At 45.6% G+C, this 19,737-nt stretch carries 24 protein-coding genes and 1 tRNA gene; 11 read left to right on the forward strand and 14 right to left on the reverse strand.

The window, feature by feature from the left end; all coding sequences use genetic code 11:
• Window positions 1-16 precede the first annotated feature (16 nt).
• The 4 genes from LHL18_RS18200 to LHL18_RS18215 all read left to right on the forward strand — a co-directional run bounded on the left by LHL18_RS18200 (window position 17) and on the right by LHL18_RS18215 (window position 3,672).
• Window positions 17-1,273, forward strand: a complete 1,257-nt coding sequence (locus LHL18_RS18200) for an NAD(P)/FAD-dependent oxidoreductase (RefSeq protein ID WP_226768151.1) — start codon at window positions 17-19, stop codon at window positions 1,271-1,273.
• Window positions 1,273-2,022 (forward strand): DUF1365 domain-containing protein, encoded by a 750-nt coding sequence (locus LHL18_RS18205; RefSeq protein WP_226768152.1) that lies wholly within the window; start codon window positions 1,273-1,275, stop codon window positions 2,020-2,022. Before LHL18_RS18200 ends, LHL18_RS18205 begins: the two co-directional genes overlap by 1 nt.
• Window positions 2,019-3,266 (forward strand): SAM-dependent methyltransferase, encoded by a 1,248-nt coding sequence (locus LHL18_RS18210; RefSeq protein ID WP_226768153.1) that lies wholly within the window; start codon window positions 2,019-2,021, stop codon window positions 3,264-3,266. Before LHL18_RS18205 ends, LHL18_RS18210 begins: the two co-directional genes overlap by 4 nt.
• 217 nt (window positions 3,267-3,483) lie before the next feature.
• Window positions 3,484-3,672: a CsbD family protein gene (locus LHL18_RS18215; protein ID WP_134055304.1), complete on the forward strand. Its 189-nt coding sequence runs from the start codon at window positions 3,484-3,486 to the stop codon at window positions 3,670-3,672.
• 50 nt (window positions 3,673-3,722) lie between these two features.
• Here LHL18_RS18215 and LHL18_RS18220 read toward each other — a convergent pair whose 3' ends face one another.
• Complete coding sequence (locus LHL18_RS18220; protein ID WP_226768154.1) at window positions 3,723-4,556, reverse strand: CvfB family protein; 834 nt, start codon at window positions 4,554-4,556, stop codon at window positions 3,723-3,725.
• A gap of 132 nt (window positions 4,557-4,688) precedes the next feature.
• Between LHL18_RS18220 and rlmF the strand changes: the two genes are divergently transcribed.
• The gene (gene rlmF, locus LHL18_RS18225) at window positions 4,689-5,612 is read left to right on the forward strand and encodes a 23S rRNA (adenine(1618)-N(6))-methyltransferase RlmF (RefSeq protein ID WP_226768155.1); all 924 of its coding nucleotides are present in this window, start codon (window positions 4,689-4,691) and stop codon (window positions 5,610-5,612) included.
• 4 nt (window positions 5,613-5,616) lie between these two features.
• On the opposite strand, the gene LHL18_RS18230 is transcribed toward rlmF, so the two are convergent.
• The 3 genes from LHL18_RS18230 to LHL18_RS18240 all read right to left on the reverse strand — a co-directional run bounded on the left by LHL18_RS18230 (window position 5,617) and on the right by LHL18_RS18240 (window position 7,702).
• Window positions 5,617-5,829: a DUF2061 domain-containing protein gene (locus LHL18_RS18230; protein ID WP_134055298.1), complete on the reverse strand. Its 213-nt coding sequence runs from the start codon at window positions 5,827-5,829 to the stop codon at window positions 5,617-5,619.
• A 124-nt stretch (window positions 5,830-5,953) separates the two neighbouring features.
• A complete protein-coding gene (locus LHL18_RS18235; protein ID WP_226768156.1) occupies window positions 5,954-7,471 on the reverse strand; it encodes a DUF3413 domain-containing protein in 1,518 nt (505 codons plus the stop codon).
• Window positions 7,472-7,477: 6 nt separating this feature from the next.
• Entirely contained in the window at window positions 7,478-7,702 is a 225-nt protein-coding gene (locus tag LHL18_RS18240; protein WP_134055294.1) for a YejL family protein, read from the reverse strand.
• Between the two features lie 70 nt (window positions 7,703-7,772).
• Between LHL18_RS18240 and yejK the strand changes: the two genes are divergently transcribed.
• On the forward strand, window positions 7,773-8,819 hold the full coding sequence (gene yejK, locus LHL18_RS18245; RefSeq protein WP_226768157.1) for a nucleoid-associated protein YejK: 1,047 nt from the start codon (window positions 7,773-7,775) through the stop codon (window positions 8,817-8,819).
• Here the strand turns inward: yejK and LHL18_RS19880 are convergent.
• Genes LHL18_RS19880 through LHL18_RS18270 form a run of 5 tightly spaced genes read right to left on the reverse strand, consistent with a single transcriptional unit; the run spans window position 8,780 to window position 11,655 of the window.
• Window positions 8,780-8,983, reverse strand: a complete 204-nt coding sequence (locus LHL18_RS19880) for a DUF2897 family protein (protein ID WP_166670440.1) — start codon at window positions 8,981-8,983, stop codon at window positions 8,780-8,782. The genes yejK and LHL18_RS19880 overlap by 40 nt on opposite strands.
• A gap of 5 nt (window positions 8,984-8,988) precedes the next feature.
• The gene (locus LHL18_RS18255; RefSeq protein ID WP_226768158.1) at window positions 8,989-9,666 is read right to left on the reverse strand and encodes a M15 family metallopeptidase; all 678 of its coding nucleotides are present in this window, start codon (window positions 9,664-9,666) and stop codon (window positions 8,989-8,991) included.
• Window positions 9,663-10,805, reverse strand: a complete 1,143-nt coding sequence (gene dapE, locus LHL18_RS18260) for a succinyl-diaminopimelate desuccinylase (RefSeq protein WP_226768159.1) — start codon at window positions 10,803-10,805, stop codon at window positions 9,663-9,665. Before dapE ends, LHL18_RS18255 begins: the two co-directional genes overlap by 4 nt.
• Before the next feature lie 2 nt (window positions 10,806-10,807).
• The gene (locus LHL18_RS18265; protein WP_226768160.1) at window positions 10,808-11,158 is read right to left on the reverse strand and encodes an ArsC family reductase; all 351 of its coding nucleotides are present in this window, start codon (window positions 11,156-11,158) and stop codon (window positions 10,808-10,810) included.
• The gene (locus LHL18_RS18270; protein ID WP_226768161.1) at window positions 11,155-11,655 is read right to left on the reverse strand and encodes a PTS glucose transporter subunit IIA; all 501 of its coding nucleotides are present in this window, start codon (window positions 11,653-11,655) and stop codon (window positions 11,155-11,157) included. Before LHL18_RS18270 ends, LHL18_RS18265 begins: the two co-directional genes overlap by 4 nt.
• A gap of 565 nt (window positions 11,656-12,220) precedes the next feature.
• On the opposite strand from LHL18_RS18270, the gene yfbV reads away from it, so the two are divergent.
• Window positions 12,221-12,667 carry a terminus macrodomain insulation protein YfbV gene (yfbV, locus tag LHL18_RS18275; protein WP_226768162.1) on the forward strand — a complete coding sequence of 149 codons (447 nt, stop codon included), beginning with the start codon at window positions 12,221-12,223 and terminating at the stop codon, window positions 12,665-12,667.
• A gap of 39 nt (window positions 12,668-12,706) precedes the next feature.
• Here the strand turns inward: yfbV and xthA are convergent, their stop codons facing one another.
• Complete coding sequence (xthA, locus tag LHL18_RS18280; protein WP_226768163.1) at window positions 12,707-13,513, reverse strand: exodeoxyribonuclease III; 807 nt, start codon at window positions 13,511-13,513, stop codon at window positions 12,707-12,709.
• 118 nt (window positions 13,514-13,631) lie between these two features.
• Between xthA and LHL18_RS18285 the strand changes: the two genes are divergently transcribed.
• Complete coding sequence (locus LHL18_RS18285; protein ID WP_226768164.1) at window positions 13,632-14,330, forward strand: M48 family metallopeptidase; 699 nt, start codon at window positions 13,632-13,634, stop codon at window positions 14,328-14,330.
• 243 nt (window positions 14,331-14,573) lie between these two features.
• Window positions 14,574-15,296 carry a deoxyribose-phosphate aldolase gene (gene deoC, locus LHL18_RS18290; RefSeq protein WP_226768165.1) on the forward strand — a complete coding sequence of 241 codons (723 nt, stop codon included), beginning with the start codon at window positions 14,574-14,576 and terminating at the stop codon, window positions 15,294-15,296.
• A 3-nt stretch (window positions 15,297-15,299) separates the two neighbouring features.
• Here the strand turns inward: deoC and LHL18_RS18295 are convergent, their stop codons facing one another.
• Window positions 15,300-16,931, reverse strand: coding sequence for a tetratricopeptide repeat-containing response regulator (locus LHL18_RS18295; protein ID WP_134055276.1), 1,632 nt, complete (start codon window positions 16,929-16,931; stop codon window positions 15,300-15,302).
• Between the two features lie 113 nt (window positions 16,932-17,044).
• Window positions 17,045-17,129, reverse strand: a tRNA-Tyr gene (locus LHL18_RS18300).
• A 123-nt stretch (window positions 17,130-17,252) separates the two neighbouring features.
• Between LHL18_RS18300 and LHL18_RS18305 the strand changes: the two genes are divergently transcribed.
• Window positions 17,253-17,726: a VC2046/SO_2500 family protein gene (locus LHL18_RS18305; RefSeq protein WP_226768166.1), complete on the forward strand. Its 474-nt coding sequence runs from the start codon at window positions 17,253-17,255 to the stop codon at window positions 17,724-17,726.
• Window positions 17,727-17,730: 4 nt separating this feature from the next.
• Here LHL18_RS18305 and LHL18_RS18310 read toward each other — a convergent pair whose 3' ends face one another.
• Window positions 17,731-18,210 carry a YchJ family protein gene (locus LHL18_RS18310; RefSeq protein ID WP_226768167.1) on the reverse strand — a complete coding sequence of 160 codons (480 nt, stop codon included), beginning with the start codon at window positions 18,208-18,210 and terminating at the stop codon, window positions 17,731-17,733.
• 74 nt (window positions 18,211-18,284) lie between these two features.
• Window positions 18,285-18,728: a SulA-like leucine-rich domain-containing protein gene (locus LHL18_RS18315; protein ID WP_226768168.1), complete on the reverse strand. Its 444-nt coding sequence runs from the start codon at window positions 18,726-18,728 to the stop codon at window positions 18,285-18,287.
• A gap of 163 nt (window positions 18,729-18,891) precedes the next feature.
• Here LHL18_RS18315 and LHL18_RS18320 point away from each other — a divergent pair, with 163 nt between their 5' ends.
• Window positions 18,892-19,590, forward strand: a complete 699-nt coding sequence (locus LHL18_RS18320) for a DUF3581 family protein (protein WP_226768169.1) — start codon at window positions 18,892-18,894, stop codon at window positions 19,588-19,590.
• Window positions 19,591-19,737 lie beyond the last annotated feature (147 nt).

Genomic DNA, 19,737 nt, shown 5'->3' on the forward strand with positions numbered 1-19,737 from the left:
AATTTGAAGGAAGAGTATGCGTATAGCGGTTGTTGGTGGTGGTATTTCGGGCATGATGTCCTGGTACTTATTACAGCAAAAACATGATGTAACCCTGTTTGAAGCCAATGATTATCTTGGCGGTCACACTGCAACGGTACAGGTAAATGTTGCAGGCCAGGACTATGCAATTGATACAGGTTTTATCGTTTTTAACGACTGGACATATCCAATTTTTAACCGCTTTCTGAGCGAATTGGGGGTTGCCTTTCAGCCAACTGAAATGAGTTTTTCGGTAAAAAACAGCGCGCAGAATCTCGAATACAACGGAAATACCTTAACCAGCCTGTTTGCTCAGCGCAGAAATCTGCTTAGGCCATCATTCTGGTTGATGCTCCGTGATATTGTTCGTTTTAACCGGCTCGGTAAGCAATTATTGGCCTCGAACGATGCTGATCTTGATTTGGCTTTGGGGGATTTCCTCGCTAAGCATGGGTTTGGTGCTGCAATACGTGATAATTACTTGTTACCAATGGGAGCAGCTATATGGTCTGCGGGCCTGGCTGACATGCCTGCGTTTCCGCTACGCTTTTTCCTGCGTTTTTTTAATAACCACGGTTTGCTGAATATCAGTAACAGGCCACAGTGGTCGGTTATCAGTGGTGGTTCGAAGCGTTATGTCGATGCGTTAGTGACAAAGCTTGGCTCTGACAAGCTAAAACTAAATCAGCGAATTCGCGCCATTTCACGTGATGATAAAGGCGTAATACTGAGTTTTGACGATGGCCGCACAGAGCATTTTGATAAACTGGTCATGGCTTGTCACAGCGATCAGGCATTGGCTCTGTTGGGGGAAAATGCCACGTTGCAAGAGCAGCAAATTCTTGGCTCCATTGCGTATCAGCAAAATGATGTAGTGCTTCATACGGATACGCGGTTACTGCCGAAGCGCAAACGAGCCTGGGCGGCATGGAACTATAACCTTGACGCCAACGTAAGTGACAAGGCAACCCTGACGTATAATATGAACTTGCTACAAGGTATCAGCGCACCGGTTACGTTCTGCGTGACACTGAATAATACTACTGCGATAGCGAAAGATAAGATACTCGGCGTATACCGTTATGCCCACCCGGTGTTTAACCATTGTACGCTGGCTGCCCAGCAACGACGTCACAGCATAAATGGTGAAAACAACACCTATTTCTGTGGTGCATATTGGTATAACGGTTTTCATGAGGATGGCGCCAGGAGTGCGACTGATGTCGCCACTATGCTCGGTGTGTCATTCTGATGCAGAACGGTCATGCTGTGTATCAGGGGGAGGTGGGGCATTTAAGGCTTACTCCCCTCCGCCACGGTTTCAGTTATCCGTTAGCCTTGTACTGGCTTGATTGCAATGAACTGAGCAAAGCGTCACTGCAAGATGCAGGCATTCAATTCGAGCAGTTTGGCGCTTTAAGTTTCAGGCGTGCTGATTATCTGACAGGTACTGATAATTTATATCAGGCAGTGTGCGACAAGATTAAGCAGTTAGGCGGTTTAACGAAACCTGACAGAGTATTCGTGCTGACCCCTCTTGCTAACTGGGGGTTATATTTTAGCCCGCTTACACTGTACTACTGCTTTGATCAGCAACAGCAGTTCTGCTATCTGCTGGCGGAGGTAAGTAATACGCCATGGAACGAGCGCCATTATTATCTGCAGAATATTGTCCACGGTCAGCAGCATTATCAGCATGATAAAACTTTCCATGTGTCGCCTTTTCACCCAATTGACATGCAGTATCACTGGCAGATCCCTGTACCTGGTCGGGCATTAAGATGCAGTATTGCCAATACACAAGGTGGGCATCAGGTATTTAGTGCCTGGTTCAATTTGCAACGCCATGAATTGACAGCGAAATGGAAAAGACAATGGTTGATCCGCCAGCCATGGCAAAACGTACAGGTAGTATGGCGGATATATTGGCATGCGCTGAAGTTGCTTTTAAAAAGGGTGCCGGTGCATGCTCACCCTAAAACGAAGGATAATAAATCATGACGATGAGCCTGACGGACGTTTCTCTGTTTGACAACCTGAGCTGGTTCGAACGCCTGTATAGGAAATTTACACTGAACTTTATCAGTCAGTTAAAGCATGGCGATATCACCCTTGTTGAGGGTAATCAACGTATAAGGCTTGGCGATGAACAGGCTGAACTGAAAGTGGTTATTACAGTGCTTGACCCGGCGTTTTATCAAAAAATGGTGGTTGCTGGCTCAGTCGGTGCTGGTGAAGCTTACATTCTGGGCTGGTGGCGCTGTGATGATCTGACTGCACTGGTGCGTATTTTTGCATTAAACCTGACTGCGTTAGACAAACTGGATTCGGCAATCAGCAGGCTCGGGCGCCCGCTGTTGAAGATGTTGAACTGGCGCAACCGTAACACTAAAACGCAGGCGCGGAAAAATATTGCAGCACATTATGATCTGGGAAATGACATGTACCGGCTGTTTCTCGATGACAGTATGATGTATTCAAGCGCTGTGTACCCGGACGAAAACGCTGATCTTGTTCAGGCACAACAATATAAACTCAAACTGATCTGTGACCGGCTACAGTTAAAAGCGCATGATCATTTGCTAGAAATAGGTACGGGTTGGGGCGCTATGGCTATTTACGCAGCACAAAACTATGGCTGTAAAGTGACGACAACCACTATATCAAAACAGCAATATGACTATGCCACTGCCCGAATTAACGCATTGGGTCTGCAAGATAGGGTTACTATTCTACTCAGCGATTACCGGGATCTTAGTGGTGAGTTTGACAAGCTGGTGTCTATCGAGATGATCGAAGCTGTTGGCGAAGAATATCTTGATACCTATTTTGCTAAATGCAGCAGCTTGCTAAAACCAGAAGGCTTGATGATGCTGCAGGCGATAACGATAGTAGACCAGCGCTACCGTCAATATGTGCGTGAAGTGGATTTTATAAAACGCTATGTTTTTCCGGGCGGCTGCCTGCCGTCAGTCAGCCGCATGACAGATGCTGTGTGTCGCAATACAGATTTGGTAATGCGCCAGCTACATGATATCGGTTTCGACTATGCAAGAACGTTGAAACACTGGTGTGATAATTTTATGCAAGCCCGTGATAAGGTGCATCAGCTGGGTTACGACGACAACTTTGTCCGGTTGTGGCATTTTTATCTTTGTTACTGTGAAGGCGGGTTCAGAGAACGCGCAACCAGTGCCGTGCATATGCTGCTGTCCAAGCCGCTGAACCGGGATAGTCTGATCTGAAAAAGTTGCAACGGTGCAGGTAAAAGCTACCTGCACTTGCAACGCACTTTAGCTGCCTTCTAGCTCTTCTCTTAACTTTCTTAATATTTTACAGTAACTTAATTATTTTTAGCTTATTGGTTCAGACCTTGCAGTCATATTGACAGCTGCCGCGCTGCTTAAACTTAATTGTACCAGGCTGCAGCAGCGAGTATTTAATCAACATTGGAGCAAAGCTATGAATAGTGATATTGCAGAAGGCAAATGGCGCCAGGTTAAAGGTTCAGTAAAAGAGAAATGGGGAAAGCTCACTGACGATGATTTACAGGAAGTAAATGGCCGTTTTGAAAAGTTCTGCGGCAAAATGCAGGAACGCTATGGTATGAGCCGCGAAGAAGCTGAAGATGAGTTTAACCGCTTTCGCTGAGCCTACACTTTAATTTAAAAGGGCCAACAGGCCCTTTTAATGTTTTAGGATCACTGTTTTACCAAGATGATACCGGCGTCTGAAATGACAATTTTCTTCTCTTTATACAAGCTGCCAATTGCCTGTTTAAACGCTTTTTTACTCACGCCAAATTGCGCATAAATAAGCTCAGGTGCACTTTTGTCTGTTAACGCAAGTTTACCGCCATTTTGCTCTAATTTCGCCAACACCTGAGCTGTCAACTCTTGTGCTTGTTTAAACGTCGAGGCGCTCAGACGCAAGTCAATTTTGTCATCATCACGTACTTTGGCAATATAGGCAGGCAGTTTATCGCCACGGCGCAGAGGTTTAAATACATCACTTTGGTATAACACGCCCCAGTGTTGATGATTCACGACGGCCTTATAGCCGATATCGGTTTGTTCACTGATGATAATATCGACTTTGTCTCCTGGGCGATATTGGGGAACCGTTTTGTGTAGATGCCGGTCCAGCTTACTGGAGGCGACTATCCGGTTACTGTTATCGACATAACAGTACAGCAAATAGCTTTGTCCTTCTTTCAGCGGAATTTGTTGCTCGCTAAAAGGCACTAACAGGTCTTTTTTCAACCCCCAGTTGACGAATGCACCAACCTTAGTTGTAGCAACCACTTTTAACATAGCAACTTCGCCTACCTTAATTTTAGGCCGCTCAGTTGTGGCAATAAGCTGGTCTTCCGAATCAAGGTAAAGGAAAACATCAAGCTGATCGCCAATAGCCAGCCCTGCAGGGGCGACATTATTTGGCAGTAATATTTCTCCCCAGCTTAGTCCATCCAGGTAAAAGCCAAACTTCACCTGTTTTTTAACTACTAAATTGTTGATTTTCCCAAGAGCCAGCATGCGATATCCAAATTTCTGCCCAATATGGGCTGTGTTAATAGCCGCTATTGTAACGGTTTTTTTGCAGCGTTGCTTAAGTTAAGCCAGAACATGATAAACTTTGCACCATTATTTTTCCGGGTTAAATGTGACATGTCTTCGTCTTCTTTGTTGCATCCACGCAACTTGCATCACGGTCAATACGACTTTGCTGAATTGACAAAAGCTTTACCTGATTTACAGCGCTTTATCTGCAGTAATAAAACTGGTGGGCAAACGATAGACTTTGGTGATAACGCTGCTGTAGTAGCACTAAATCAGGCAATACTTGCCAGGTATTACAATATTAGATTTTGGCAGTTACCACAGGGTTACTTGTGCCCGCCAGTGCCAGGCAGGGCAGATTATGTGCACTATATTGCCGACTTACTGGCGCGCAGTTACCCGACGATACCCTTGGGCAAGCAAGTTAAGCTATTGGATATTGGTACTGGTGCAAATTTGATTTATCCAATCATCGCCAGCCAGAGTTACGGCTGGCAGGTATACGGCAGTGATATAGACCCTGTCGCGGTTAAGGTTGCTAAAACAATTGTTGCCAGTAACCCCTCACTGCAGCAGCTTGTGCACATTGTACAGCAAACAGGTAACACAATTTTCAGTGGTATTATTCAGCATCAGCAGCAATTTCACCTGACGATGTGTAACCCACCTTTTTACGCCTCGGCGGCTGAAGCGGAGGCGGCGAGCTCGCGTAAGTGGATTAATCTGGGGAAGGAGCAGCAGGGCGGCGCACGCAATTTTGCCGGCCAGCAGCACGAATTATGGTGCGCGGGTGGTGAATTAGCGTTTATCAGCCAGATGATCCGTGAAAGCGCGCTGTTTAAACAGCAAGTATGCTGGTTTACTACTCTGGTATCGCAGCACAAGCATATTAAGCCACTACGTAAATTGCTTAATAGTGTCGGTGCAGTGCAAACCGATGTAATCGAAATGCGTCAGGGCCAAAAAGTCAGCCGCACACTGGCCTGGAGCTTTCTGACTTTTTCACAACAGCAGCAGTGGCCGACTATTTGACGGGTTAAGCCGGGTGGGTAAACTCAGCAATATTGGCTGGCGGCTGTGCTTTATTCATTTTTTGCCATAGTTTTTCATGGAAAAAGTAGCCGACAGTATTTACGGCCGGCTCAACCACTGCAATTACACCACCCAGAATAAAATTACCGGTAATAAGGTAAGTGACAGCGAAGGCAATACTGAAGTGCATAATAGCGAAGGTAATGGTTTTGCTCATGATGTTTATCCTCAGAACTTTTTAATAGTTAGATGATAAACGTTCTCATTATTGTTTAAAGTGAATTAAAATGATCACCTTAATCGGTTTTTGCAATCGTTAAAGCTGGCTATATACTTGGCTATTAATCAGTTGGTTGTTCAATGCGCTTTAATGCATCTGTCAGCATCGGTAAATCTAAGCGGTCATTGAGAGGTACTAAAGTACCTGCCGACCAGACGCCATAACTGCCGTCTGCACGCAAAATAACCATCTTGTCTTTTTTAAAACTGATGATTTCACCACCACTGATATTGAGCTTAGGTAAAGTGCGCGGATGTAATAGATTGTCACCCGGCCAGTTCGCTTGTGCCTGACAACCTGCCTGGGCCAGCAGTGTAGGTAGCCAATCCAGATGTTGTGTAACCTGGTGTGGTTGTAACTGCCGCAAGGCAGCCCAATTTGACCAAACAGTAGCGGGGGCCAGGCTGAACTGTTTATGGCTGCCGCTTAAACCCAATACGACTATGTTGTCAAATTGGCTGTAGCTTTGCCAATGCTGATATGGGGTATTGTCGAAGACAATGCTGTATTGTGCAGGTGCTGCAACATTAAGCCAAGGCAATTGCGCAACTTCGGTTTCAGCAGACCGGCTTATACTAATGCGTCCCTCAGGCAATTGCGCTAACCAGGACGGCGCTGTCTGTAATTGTTGCTGAGCATTCTGCTCTATCATGAATTTGCTATACAGAAGGTTGAGCAAGGCTTCGTCTGTTGATACAGGAGCAAAATGTTGCTCCAGCGGTCTGAGGCCAGCGCTGGCCAGCTGCTTAACCAGTTCAGGGCTAAAGTTATCAGTAACCAGCAGTAAAGTAGAACGACTGGCTGTAGTTTCCTGACACACCATGTTGTGCTGATAACTGAATTGTTGCGGTAAGCTCAGCTTATCGAGCTGTATCTGGTTTTGTTTATTCAGGTCAATCAGCTGATAACGGGCGAGAAAGGTTTTTGCAGTTGCAGGGTAAGATAGCGGCAGCACATTGTCCTGACGGGTAACATCGTATTTTACGTTGGCATCAGCATAAACATGCAGCAAATGGCTTAACATAAAACTACCAATAAACAGTACAAATAATGGTGTTGCGATTGCTGACTTTTTCAGCCGCTCTATTTTTTTCCAGCAAAAATTGCTTAGTGTCAGCTCTACCGCTAATAAAAGGGCTGCAACCGTAACAATAATCAATATGAAATTGCGCAAGTTAGTGACAATTTGCTGTCGTAACAGTTCTGCTGCCTGGTCTAACGATGCGCTGCCAACGTGGTAACCCAGGTTGGCATAAACATAGGCGTCAAAAATAAGTACTATAAAGGCTACGGTAGCCAGTATTGCGGCTAAGCCTCGTACATGGCGCTGATACGGAAATACCAACGATATCGGAAATATCGTCAGAATAAAAAACATAAAACACAAAAATGCGGTATGACCTATCCAGTTCAGTGGCAGGTACAGCCAGCCTATGAATGAAACCGGTAAGGGTTCAGCCAGCCAATAAACTGAAGTTACTGCCAGCGCCAGCAAAATATTAAAGAAGCTAAACCAGTGACCCCAGTTCAGTAGCCGGTTGACCTTTTTTACCAGTGACAGGTTGTTTTCCAGCACCATAAGTGTTTAGTTTGCCTTGTCAACAACAGTGTCAGCCAATGCCTGACTAAAATGGCTGACAACGGCGGCACGCTGGTTGTGCGGTACACTGCTGTTAACAACATGGCTGATGGCGTTACCTAAACACATCAGGCTCAGTTCTGTGGTGGCTTTTTCAGCATGCAACACATCCAGTAGCTGATTTACCAGCTTTTCAATTTGTGCAGTGGAATACTTTGATACAATTGGCATGAATTATCCGCAGGTCACGTGAATTAAACAGTTAGAATAGTACCAGAATTCATTTTAAACAGGAAAAGTTATGTCAGTAGATGTGCAGCAGTTGGCGATAAATTACCTAGAACCGGATGAGCAAGCACAAAGTAAAGCGCATTACAGGCCGTCACTTGTGACGCCTACTTCAGCTGTAGCACACCTGGTCGAGCAGCTGCATCTGGCGTACAACGGTAAACCGGCTAAAGGCTACGCAGCTTTTAACCCGGAGAAAGATCAACAGGTTGTCACTGTATTGCAGGATTGGCAAAAGCAAAACAGTGATTTTAATGTCCTTGCCAACACTGCAACTGCGGTATTGGAGCAGCAACTGCAAGCGCATCAGTTGCCCGAAAGTGGTTATTTGCTGGTGTGCCATTATCGCTATCTTACCAGTGATTACTTGCTGATCTGTCTGTTGGGGAGTAAAGACCATTTTTCGCTGACCGACGAGCTTGAACTGGCAACATCGCGTCATCTGGATATTGCCCGGATGCAACTGGCCGCGCGGATTGATTTAACCGAATATCAAAGTTCACCGGAACAAGGGAAATACATCAGCTTTATCCGCGGCCGGGCAGGACGTAAAGTGGCAGACTTTTTTCTCGACTTTCTAGGTTGTGAAGAAGGCACTGATGCCAAAGCTAACAGTAAGGTGGTGCTGGCATCTGTTGAGGAGTATTTTGCGGCAGCAGAGTTTGATAGCGGCGAGAAAAATGATGCACGTAAACAGGTGTACAGTTACTGTGAGGAGCGGGCCAAAGCGGGTCAAGATGTCGTACTGACAGAGTTGTCCGCGGTGATAGATGAGCAGGAGCAACAGGGCTTTTTACGTTATTGTCAGGAACAGCAGTTACAAGTGGCTGAACAATTTCCGGTAGAAGTAAAGGAGCTAAAAAAACTGATTAAATTTAGTGGGCAGGGCGCTGGCTTATCAATTAGTTTTGAACAGAAACTGCTGGGCGACCGTGTGCAATATGATCCACACAGCGATACCATTCTGATTAAAGGCACGCCGCCTAATTTGCGCGACCAGTTACAGCGTTTTCTTCAGGGCTATTCTGCTTTTGATCGCACAGGTAATGAGTCTGAGTGAGTGCGGCTGTCTTTAACACTGTCTGTCAAATCCAGCTTGGCATTTTTGCCTGACAGTTGCTTGAAAGGCGATATCTGCAACCTGGCTGTATGCTTAAGTAGCAGGATATTGCCGACAACGACGGCAAAAGCAAGTGACAGTGCGATTATCAGCGGCCAGTTCACAGGTATTACCTGCAGATATTCGTAACGTAGCGGGTAAAAATCGTATCCAGGTGTTCAAGCACCAGTTCCTGCTCCGTCAGAGGATGTAGTGCGATGCACTGACGCAATGTCGATGCTGAAAATTGCACCAGATATTGCTCAGCGACAGGCCTGTAGCTAAGGTGCCATGGTTCTGCCGCAACACCTCCCTGATAAACCTGATAAGGCTGAAAAAAGCCAAAGCCAGCAGCGTGTTTTTGCAACCATTGTCGCATGGCCCAAAATGGGCCTGTCTCGCTGTATTCCTCAGGCAGCAGTCGTGGTTTGTAATCGTCTGGTACGGCTGCAGCATCATATATGTCGACCTCTGTGCCCCAATGATGGCGGCTGGCGCCTGGCAACGCTGAATACAATAAGACGGCGTCGAGCTTCGACATACCGGCTAACTTCGCCACATCCACGGTCTTACCGTCTTGGTCAAATACGGTTCTGGCGCCTGTTATTTTGGCTTGCCAAATAGCGGCCTGACGCTGATAAGAACGAAAAGACGAGGCTATTCTGATATCAATACCTGACGTTTTAGCGGCTTCACACAATGCAATAAAAGGTGAAACAGCAGCAGTATGTAAACTAAAATTATCCTGATACTGCACAATATGCTGCTCTGTAAGGCCTGTCAGGATAGCGATGTCTGTTGTATTCATAGGCTAAGGTGTAACTGCTCCAGCACGGCTTCGTACATTTTAGCCAGTTGCTCAAGATCCGTAACAGAGACACACTCATTAACTTTATGGATAGTGGCATTACACGGACCAAGCTCTATCACCTGAGCACCCGTTGGTGCGATAAAGCGGCCATCTGAGGTGCCTCCACTGGTTTCGAGCCTCGGCTCAAGGCCCTGCACCTTTTTTATTGCCTCAACGGTTGCCGCGACCAGGCTGCCGCTGTCAGTTAAAAATGGCAGGCCGTTTAATGTCCAGCCCAACTCATAGTTAAGGCCGTGGCGATCCAGCATCGCGATGACACGTTTCTGCAGGCCTTCAGCTGTGCTTTCTGTACTGTAACGAAAGTTAAACATAACACTTAGTTCGCCCGGTATCACATTTGATGCGCCGGTGCCGGCATGAATGTTTGCTATCTGGAAACTGGTGGCCGGGAAATAAGCATTGCCCTGATCCCATTGTTCCGCAGCTAGTTCCGCTAAAGCAGCAGCTGCTTTATGTACCGGATTGTCAGCCAGTTGAGGATAGGCAACGTGTCCCTGTATACCTTTTACCAGCAGATTACCGGTTAAAGAACCGCGGCGCCCATTCTTCACAACATCGCCGGCTTTGTGGCTACTGGAGGGTTCGCCTACAATGCACCAGCTTATTTTTTCCTGCCGCTGTTCCAGCGTTTCGATTACACGTTTTGTGCCATTGATAAAAGGGCCTTCTTCATCACTGGTGATAAGGTAGGCCAGATCAAACTTAGGTTCAGGGTGATGCTGCAAAAAGCGCTCCGTAGCAACAATCATCGCTGCAAGGCTGCCTTTCATATCCGCCGCACCGCGACCATAAAGAGTATCGCCAATAATAGTGGGTTCAAAAGGGGGGGTGTGCCACTGCCCAACCGGACCGGTTGGCACGACATCGGTGTGCCCGGCGAAGCAAAATACCGGTTTGCCGCTACCACGACGGGCCCACATATTTAGCGTATCTTCAAAATGCATGATTTCTACATTAAAACCGATGGCTGCTAAACGAGCTGCCATCACTTGTTGACAGCCTGCATCCTCTGGCGTAACAGAAGGCCGGGCGATCAAATCCATCGTCAGTGCAATAACTTCATTGGAGGCTGTCATCGTTATAGTCCGAAAATTTGTTGGTATTGCTCAGGTTTAAACCCCAGAAAGTATTGGTTGTCGTGCACCAGTAGCGGGCGTTTGATCATTGCTGGCTGTGCCAACATCAAATTGAGCGCTTTATCTTCAGTTAAATCAGTTTTGTCAGCCTCATCAAGTTGCCGATAAGTTGTGCCTCTGGTGTTGAGCAGGTTTTGCCAGCCACAGTGAGCAGAGAAGTTTGCAAGTTGATCTTGTGTAAGACCATCAGTGCGGTAGTCTACGAATTGATAGGCGATTTGATGTTGCTCAAGCCAGCTTCTGGCTTTTTTAATTGTGTCGCAGTTCTTAATACCATATAGAGTGGTTATCATTGTTTCTTCTTCATTTGTAGAGTGAATACGGCGTCCAGACCTGCTGCTACAAAGCGCTCAGCACTAAACACTGCTAATATAGCAGGATGCGGTAGTACCATTAATACAACCAGATACCCCGTCTCAGCCTGAAGTAATTTGGGGTCAAGCCTGAGCACTGGCTGCCCGCTTATAACCTGCTCACCATCGTGAACCAGGGACTTTATCGCTTCACCATGCTGCAGACTGCTGTCTTCAGGCAGATCAAGTTGCAGGGTTAAGCCGCTTTTATGTCTGAAGCTTAATCTTCTGCCTGCCAGCAAGCTGCGCTCATAAACACCGGCAAAGGGTGCTATCAGGGTGCCGTGCGTCAGTTTAATGCATATTGCCTGCGGTAATACAGTGGTGTTGTACAGCGGATCGGTATGAGCATGCAAAGGCAAAATGATACCTGAGGCGGGGCTGTTAATCGTTAAACCCGGCATTTTAGCATTGTATTGTTCTTGCCAATGTATCAATAATTACTCCGGCTCTAAGTATTTATACAGTATTAATTCGGGATAATTCTGCGATTGCAGAGTATGAGTATGCCGTGCAGCGCTATCTACTGCAACAGCAGGAGTAAGCCGGGAAAATGAAATATGACATTTCGACCGGTTTTGCATGAATATTTAATGAAGTCTTTTTTTTGCCGGGTGGTTTATGGCATTACGTTTGTAGTTTTGTTGAGTTATATGGGACTTTGTTGTCCACAGAATTTGTGGATAACTTTGTGTGTAACGTTGTTTAAGTTGGTTAACTTTATGAATTTATATATAAAAGTAAGTTGGCATATTTTTTGTTAGTTTGGACTTGGCCTAAAGCTATCGTGAAGTAAGCCAAAATGGCAGTTTAAGATTTTGTAATTTGTGTAAGCGGTAGTAAAACGCAGTTTGCTGCTAAGAGGATAGGTAAAAATTGCCAAACAAAATTAGTTAAATTGCTGATGGCTAACCACAGAACGAGCGAACACGTTTGCACCAACAGGTAAAGGTATCGGATTTATGCTATCGTTCAGATGTGAATGTACGTCAGGAGCAAGCAATGCAGTATAGGCTATACAGTACGCTGCGTGAGGGCAGAGAATATAGTAAGCAGTGGCCAGCCAAAGCTGAGTTGAATAGTTTATTTATTGAAAATAAAGTTATTTTGCTGACTTCAATCGCTGGACGTTTTTTACCGTTGCTGGCGATAGTGTGTGCAGTGGTTCAGTATTTTTATCTTGGAAAAGCGTTCCTTCCTCAAATACTGGCGATGATGTTATTCGTAGCTGCGCTTCCTTTACAAGGTTGGTATTGGTTAGGCGTTCGTGCTGCAACGCCTTTACCACCCTCTATTGCGAGCTGGTATTTACAGATCAGGCAAAAAATGCAGCAACAGGGCATAAGCATGGCGCCGATAAAGCAGCCCGGGCGATACAAAGATCTGGCCATACTGCTGCAGCAAGCTTATCAGCAGTTGGACAGAGCTTTTGTCAGGCAATGGTTTTAATGCGTTGCTCACAGCGCTGCGATGCTTAACAAGTTCGAATTAATTAAATACTGACCACACAGGTGCATGGTCTGATGGGCGCTCTATGGCTCGGATTTCATAATCTATGCCGCACTCAGTGCAGCGCTTTGCCAGAGGTGCGGTAGCCATGATTACATCAATGCGCAGGCCCCTGTTATCGTCAAAGCCTTTTGAGCGGTAGTCAAACCAGCTGTACTGGGCCGTAACTTCAGGGTTGAGCTCTCTGAAAGTGTCGAATAATCCCCAGTCTTTTAGCTGTGCTAGCCATGCTCGCTCTTCTGGCAGGAACGATGTCTTTCCTTCGCGTAACCAACGTTTGGCATTCGCCTCGCCAATACCGATATCCAGATCTACCGGCGAAATATTGATATCGCCAATGACAGCCAGATACTCATCTGGCGTATGATGTTGAGCCAGGTACTGCTGCAAGTCAGCATAGAATTTTGTCTTGGCCGGAAACTTGACTGGATGATTGCGGTTTTCACCCTGTGGGAAGTAGCCATTAAGTACAGTAAGAGGCGTGCCGTCAGGCATGCTGAAACGGCCGATTAGCATTCGGCGCTGAGCGTCGGGCTCATCTGTTGGAAAGCCATACTGCATATGTTCAGCGGGGGCTTTGCTTAATATTGCTACTCCATAATGGCCTTTTTGCCCAAAGTAATATACGTGATAGCCCATTGCCTCTACATCCGACAGCGGGAACTCATCATCATGCACTTTTATTTCTTGCAAACCCACAATGTCGGGTTGATGTTTGTCGAGAAGTGCTTTCAGTTGATGCAGCCTTGCGCGTATACCATTAATATTAAAAGAAATAATTTTCATATCGTGATGCCCTTATTGTCTTGATTTTGGCAAGTGGGGCGATGATAACACTTTCACGGCGGCTGTGGCACAATGTTGCCATGTTGTATGTTTGAAATATCGGGCTGTGGAGATTTAGTTGGCAGCATTACAGTTAGCTCTGGACGAAATAAGTTATCTGCTTACTTACAGTAGTAAAAGACGAAGCGTGGCGTTACAAATCGCTGATGGGAAATTGACGGTAAGAGCCCCGGTGGGGGTGAGCGTTGCTGAAGTTAATGCTTTAATTGCCAGAAAGCAGTCCTGGATTACAAAACATCTTAGCCAGACGCAGGTGCAACATACTTCCGACTGGCTGAAACAGGGCTGTGTTCCTTTACTTGATCAACTATTGCCGTTTCAGGTGCAAAGCGCTTCGGTTTCTGGCGTCATGCTGTCCGATGGTTCAGTTATTGTATCAATGTCAAAACGTGCCAGACCGACCAATGCTAAGTTGCGTCAGTTATTGACTGACTGGTATAAGCAGCAGGCCAACACTTGGTTTACTGAGCGTGTTACATTCTGGCAGCGGGAGATGAATTTAACATCAGCTGCACTTACCATAGGTAATTGGAAAACGAAATGGGGATACTGTAAAAGCAATGCAGAGCTGGGATTTAACTGGCGCTTAATGATGGCGCCCGTATGGATAGCAGACTATGTTGTTGTGCACGAACTCGCTCATTTGCGCCACCTTAACCATTCAGAGCAGTTCTGGCAACTGGTGCAGCACTACTACCCTCGGCATACAGACGCTAAGCGATGGTTGAAGCAAAATCAGCAGCGACTTGAGTTGTAAAAAAAGCGCCGGCATTAAAGCCGGCGTAAATACTAGGACATCGAAACAGGAGAGAAATGGTACTACCTAACAACTACTGTAAGATGAGACTGTGGCCATTCAAATTAATTCAAAATATTTTTAGTATTTTTTGCCGCTGCTTTGCATTTGCATCAGCCGCTGATTTAAGCTCAGCCTATTCAGGCGATGCCTTAATAAAGTAAGGCGGTGCTTTGGGGACAACCAATATTGGAATTAACACTAATGACGAATCTTTTACGCCTGCAGCAATTAGCCAAGCTGCTGGATGTCACCAGATTACAGGATGACGAAACAAATGCCTCTTTTGACAGTTGGTTGGCATCATTACCTGCTATACCTGCTGCAGCGTATTGCGTTTATCCTCAGTATTTGATGTCACTGTTAAACTGGCCGGCGCGTCAGAAACCGTCAGCTATTGCAACCGTGGTTAATTTTCCTTCAGGTGATTTATCCGCAGAGCGGGTTTGCCAACAGATCAAACAGGCGCTGTCTGCGGGGGTAACAGAAATCGATTGTGTGCTGCCATATAAAATGTTGCTGCGCGGAGAGTACGACGAAGTAAAAAGCTTTCTGCAAAGTGTTCGCAAAGCCTGCGCGGGTAGCTGTTTAAAAATTATTATTGAGTCTGGTGAACTAACAACAGCGCAACAAATAACAGTGGCCAGTGAACTTGTAATTGAAGCAGGCGCTGACTTTATTAAAACATCTACTGGTAAAGTGCCGACAGGCGTTACAGAAGAAGCTGCCCGTATTATTCTGACGGTGATAGCTGCAGCAAAACGTGACGTGGGTTTTAAAGCATCTGGTGGGGTGCGCACGGTAGAGCAAGCTCTGAAATTAGTAGAATTATATGAAGAGCTTACAGGGAAGCTAGCACTTAGTAGTGGTCTGCGTATTGGTGCCAGTGCGTTGGTTTATGAGCTGGCCGAGCGGCTGGCTGAATAGTTATCAGCGCCGCATTTCATCCCGCAGCTTATCAAACTGTTGCAGCAGCTCTTTGTAACGTACACGGTGATGTTCGGGTAATGGCATGTTATCCACGACACGGAAGGTTTTTTTACATCGGTCAAACAGTTCAGCTGACTTACGCTTCTGCTGACTATTCAGTAACTGTATTGAAGCCTGGATCAGGTTCAGCGCACTACCGGTGTTCATTGGAGCAAGCTCCAGTGCAGCTTCAAATTGTTTGACTGCTGCGTTAAAGTTACCTTCCTTATAGCTTTTGATGCCAGCTTTATTCAGTTCACCAAACTGTTGCTGCTTTTTATCAACGAAATGTTGCTGATCACTAAATAAGGTTTTTAGCAGTGGATTTTTCATCAGCTCAGCAGGTACCAGCTGCGTCAGGCTTTGAGCCTGCTCAAACTCACCAATCTGGTTTAACAAAAATATGGCGTCCGGCAACACCTGGTGTTGTTCGGACAACTGGTCGGCAACGGCGGCATAAGTTTTCTTCGCCTGATATTGCGCACCGCTAAGCGACTCTAATCTGGCTTGGCACAACGCTTCAAATAGGCCAAAATCGATTTCGCGTGTCATACCTTCGTCACGTTTCACGCGTTGTAACGCCAGAGAAACCTCTTGCAGATAACGGTTACGTTGGTTGGGGTCATCTGTTCTCACGGCGGCATCAATTACAGTGCGTATATAGTTCAGCAGATGCACGATATCTTGCTTAATGGAACGTCGGGTGATCTCATATAGTTGCTTACTGGCCTGAACCTGTAGCGGAACATTATTAAGTTTGCGTGCAATCTCAATGAGCAAGTACTGTCGTGGCATACTATAAGGCGCTATTTCAGCAGCTGTCTGGATGCTGCTAAACGCTTGCTCCTGATCGCCGGTGGCCTGATAAGTCATGGCTTGTATGTCGTAGGCTTCAGCAAAATAGCGATTGCTTTCGATTGCTTCCTGGCATAACGCCAAACTTTCATCAAAACGTTGTAATTCGAAACATAATTTCGCTTGCAGCAACAGCGCCCAACCGCTGCGATGCTGATTGAGACTGTTTAGCAGTATCAATTCAGCTTCATCGTACCGATGCAGAATGAGTAAGTTCTCTACCATAACTCTCTTACAAAATTGCTGATAACGGCTTTCGCTTGCGATTGCCTGCTGGCATAACTCAATTGCCCGTTCAGGCTGGTCGTCGAACAATGCCTGATACAGGGCTGCTAATTGGGATTTCTTGCGTTGTATACGCTGAATGCGGCTGCGTAATACGTTTTGTGAAAAGGGTTTGACCAGATAATCATCTGGCTCGAGTTCGACAGCACTCATAACCATAGGAACTTTGTTTTCGCCAGTAACCAGCATAAAGATACTGTGAGGCGCCAATAGCTTTTTTTCTCTTAGGTCTTCAAGCAGCTGCTTACCGTTTTTTCCCACGCCTAAGTGATAATCAACAAAGAGTACATCGTAACTGACGGTGGCGCACTTTGCTAATGCCTGTTCTCCTGTCGGCGAAAAGGCAACGTTTGTTGCCCCCATTTGATATAAAATACCTTTAAACATCAATTGGAAAGCCCGTTGATCGTCAACAATAAGAACGCGTTGATTTTCAAGCGTTTTGTTATCCATCAGTACCACATTAATTCAACAGTAATTTGCGACTAAGTGTCGGAAATATCTGACAGATAAGCAAGAAAATATTAGGATGGAGTGCTGCTATAAGCATTGTGTAAATAGGAAGATGGTGGAGGGGGAAGGATTCGAACCTTCGAAGGCAGTGCCGGCAGATTTACAGTCTGATCCCTTTGGCCACTCGGGAACCCCTCCACGAGTGGACGGCATATTATCAAACTCACTTTTGATGTAAAGCCATTTACTAAACTTTTTTATCTGACTGCCGATAATTCAGTCAGATAAGAAGGTATGACGCCGCAGAACGGTTTATTCAGAATGATTATTAACGAATGGCAGCTTGATTCCAAACTGAATACTGCGCTTCAGCACGCGCAGCGGGCAGATTTTTCTTTATATCTGGCTTTGCTGTCGCCTGCTGTTGAAGAATCCGCCGAGTTTCTAACACCTGATGCGGTGTCAGAGATAAAAGTAAGCGAAGATTTGTATAACAAATTTGGAATTCGTCCGGCACGAAGCTTCGCTATGGAACAAGACGATCTCAAGGTACTCAGCCGACATACCCAAGCGTTATTGCAAGGCGGTTTGGCGAGCTTAAAATTGGCAATGAGTATGAATACCGCACCATTGCAACAACATGATGATAAGAAAAGGCTTAGCAACGATGTCTTTCAGGCGTTGAGCTTGCATAGTCAAAGACGGGTTTTGCAGCCGGAATTAACAAAACCGCAAGCCGACCCTGCCGCTATGTATGAGGTATTGCAGCAGCTGAATGCTGGAGAAGCAGCCTAGTTTATTAAATTTGACTGCCTGAGACTAAATGTTGCTGGCATTGTTTGAATTTTTTCCCACTATTGCAGGGACACTGATCATTTCGCTGTATCTTCCTTGGGGTTTGCTCCATTAATATGCCATTGAGGTAATACCATCTATCTTCGAGCACAAAACGTGAGCGTTCCCGAAATTGATATAGCAGATTATGCTGCATATATTTCACCGTAAACTCGACAAAACCCTCTTTTACACTTTGCTCCGCGTTGTGTACATCTAACTTGATAAAGTGGCTGTCATGCGCAAAAGCGGCCAGGGCTGCTGCTGGGTTTTCTTGCCGCATTGAAGGGTGATATGTTTGGTATATATAATCAATGGCTTTATGGCAGTATGCACTATAACGAGAGCGCATTAATTGCTCGCAATAGCTAACCTGCACCTGCCCACTAATAAAAGTATGGCAACATAAGTCAAAAGGTTTAGCGGAACCACAATAACATTGCATAACGACAAGTCACATATACTGATGTCGCAATTCTACCGCATGCTATCCCTGTTGTCCTGTGAAGATGCAGGTGGTTAATGTGTAAATACTGTCTGTGCTATGGGTTCACTCTGATAGAAGCAAATATTGTTTTTGGCAGCAAGCTTTCGGCACTGTTCTAACTGTTGTTGCTTCAAAGGCTTTCCAAAGTTGATAACCACTTTGCAACGGGCTGAGGTAAGAGCCTGTGTTAGAGTTGCCGCCAGATCGCTAATTTGCTTTTGATGTACGACCAGAACATTATGCAAAGACAATTGATAATTCTCTGCCCACTCTTTATCTGGCAAGCTCGGAGGTGCCACAAGCAGTATCCATCCATCCTGACTTTGATGTTGCTTGATTAACTGTAAAAGGCTTTGCCGGGGGAGGAGGCTGCTACTATCTGCATTGATGCCGGCATTAACGAGAGTTTGCAATACACAACTGTCGCGGTCAGCAGTTGATTGAAATAATGAACGACGCAATACATTGTTATACATACAGTCACCTAGTGGTTATTTATACAGTGTATGTATATACAGTATTTGCCTGTTGAACGAAAAGCAAGCATTTTTTGCAAAAATTATCGATAGACTGGCTAGACCATTAGCCAGACTAATTTAGGTAGAATGGCCGCCTTGGCGCATTAAAGATAGGTAATAGATGTTGTTAGAAAAGTATGTTCAGGGAAATGGTGAGTATTTTAGCTTTACCCGTAAGCAGGCAAGTGACTTTGCAAAACAAGTCGCCTCTGACTTTAATCCTATACATGATGAGGATGCGAAGCGCTTCTGCGTGCCAGGCGATTTGCTTTTTTCGTATCTGTTAACCCGCTATGGTATTGCACAGCGTCTTAGCTGTCAGTTTTCTGGTATGGTTGGTGCTGATATAGAATTGCATTGCGCTGAAGATCAGGACGTCATTGCTATTAAGGATGGTCAGGATAAACAGTATCTCTCATTTCAGCGCAGCGGGCCATCTCAGCAAGACTTGAATGTGATAGAGCCGCTGATTCAGGATTATGTCAGATTTTCCGGTCAGAACTTTCCTCATATATTACAGCCATTAATGCAACGACATAATGTAATGATTAATCCTCAGCGCCCGCTGGTGATATATGAAAGCATGGCATTGGAGTTTGATTTTTTACCTTCACAGAAAGTAGATTTAAGTTTGACGTCATCATCATTGGCAGTTGAAGGGAAAAGAGGCAATGCATTATTGCAATTCTCACTGAAAGAGAATGGTAAATTAATCGGCTCTGGGGAGAAGCGGATGATTTTAAGTAATCTTGTTCCTTACGACAATGAGCAAATGACTCAAATGGTGCTGGAATACAACAGTCGCAAAGCTGTGGCCTGACGAATTTTTTAGAAATACGGCTGTTTTGCTTGTTTTCTGGGCGGTTGATATATTTTTCTCAATTTACCTGTTGCACGTGTTCAAAAACGCCCTATAATGCGCGCCATGCCACGGGGTGCTGCGAAAACACAGTCTCCGAGCGGTTTG

This window comes from Rheinheimera aquimaris (assembly GCF_020531985.1).
Classification (GTDB): domain Bacteria; phylum Pseudomonadota; class Gammaproteobacteria; order Enterobacterales; family Alteromonadaceae; genus Alishewanella; species Alishewanella aquimaris.

Bases quoted from the DNA above. Each gene is read 5' to 3' on its own strand.
- LHL18_RS18235 (WP_226768156.1), bottom strand. From the start codon at position 7,471: ATGGTGCTGGAAAACAACCTGTCACTGGTAAAAAAGGTCAACCGGCTA.
- rlmF (WP_226768155.1), top strand. From the start codon at position 4,689: ATGTCTTCGTCTTCTTTGTTGCATCCACGCAACTTGCATCACGGTCAA.
- LHL18_RS18200 (WP_226768151.1), top strand. From the start codon at position 17: ATGCGTATAGCGGTTGTTGGTGGTGGTATTTCGGGCATGATGTCCTGG.
- LHL18_RS18240 (WP_134055294.1), bottom strand. From the start codon at position 7,702: ATGCCAATTGTATCAAAGTATTCCACTGCACAAATTGAAAAGCTGGTA.
- LHL18_RS18215 (WP_134055304.1), top strand. From the start codon at position 3,484: ATGAATAGTGATATTGCAGAAGGCAAATGGCGCCAGGTTAAAGGTTCA.
- LHL18_RS18315 (WP_226768168.1), bottom strand. From the start codon at position 18,728: ATGTATAACAATGTATTGCGTCGTTCATTATTTCAATCAACTGCTGAC.
- LHL18_RS18295 (WP_134055276.1), bottom strand. From the start codon at position 16,931: ATGGATAACAAAACGCTTGAAAATCAACGCGTTCTTATTGTTGACGAT.
- LHL18_RS18255 (WP_226768158.1), bottom strand. From the start codon at position 9,666: ATGAATACAACAGACATCGCTATCCTGACAGGCCTTACAGAGCAGCAT.
- LHL18_RS18230 (WP_134055298.1), bottom strand. From the start codon at position 5,829: ATGAGCAAAACCATTACCTTCGCTATTATGCACTTCAGTATTGCCTTC.
- yfbV (WP_226768162.1), top strand. From the start codon at position 12,221: ATGCAGTATAGGCTATACAGTACGCTGCGTGAGGGCAGAGAATATAGT.
- LHL18_RS18265 (WP_226768160.1), bottom strand. From the start codon at position 11,158: ATGATAACCACTCTATATGGTATTAAGAACTGCGACACAATTAAAAAA.
- LHL18_RS18310 (WP_226768167.1), bottom strand. From the start codon at position 18,210: ATGCAATGTTATTGTGGTTCCGCTAAACCTTTTGACTTATGTTGCCAT.
- dapE (WP_226768159.1), bottom strand. From the start codon at position 10,805: ATGACAGCCTCCAATGAAGTTATTGCACTGACGATGGATTTGATCGCC.
- LHL18_RS18305 (WP_226768166.1), top strand. From the start codon at position 17,253: ATGATTATTAACGAATGGCAGCTTGATTCCAAACTGAATACTGCGCTT.
- LHL18_RS18320 (WP_226768169.1), top strand. From the start codon at position 18,892: ATGTTGTTAGAAAAGTATGTTCAGGGAAATGGTGAGTATTTTAGCTTT.
- LHL18_RS18205 (WP_226768152.1), top strand. From the start codon at position 1,273: ATGCAGAACGGTCATGCTGTGTATCAGGGGGAGGTGGGGCATTTAAGG.
- xthA (WP_226768163.1), bottom strand. From the start codon at position 13,513: ATGAAAATTATTTCTTTTAATATTAATGGTATACGCGCAAGGCTGCAT.
- LHL18_RS18210 (WP_226768153.1), top strand. From the start codon at position 2,019: ATGACGATGAGCCTGACGGACGTTTCTCTGTTTGACAACCTGAGCTGG.
- deoC (WP_226768165.1), top strand. From the start codon at position 14,574: ATGACGAATCTTTTACGCCTGCAGCAATTAGCCAAGCTGCTGGATGTC.
- LHL18_RS18220 (WP_226768154.1), bottom strand. From the start codon at position 4,556: ATGCTGGCTCTTGGGAAAATCAACAATTTAGTAGTTAAAAAACAGGTG.
- yejK (WP_226768157.1), top strand. From the start codon at position 7,773: ATGTCAGTAGATGTGCAGCAGTTGGCGATAAATTACCTAGAACCGGAT.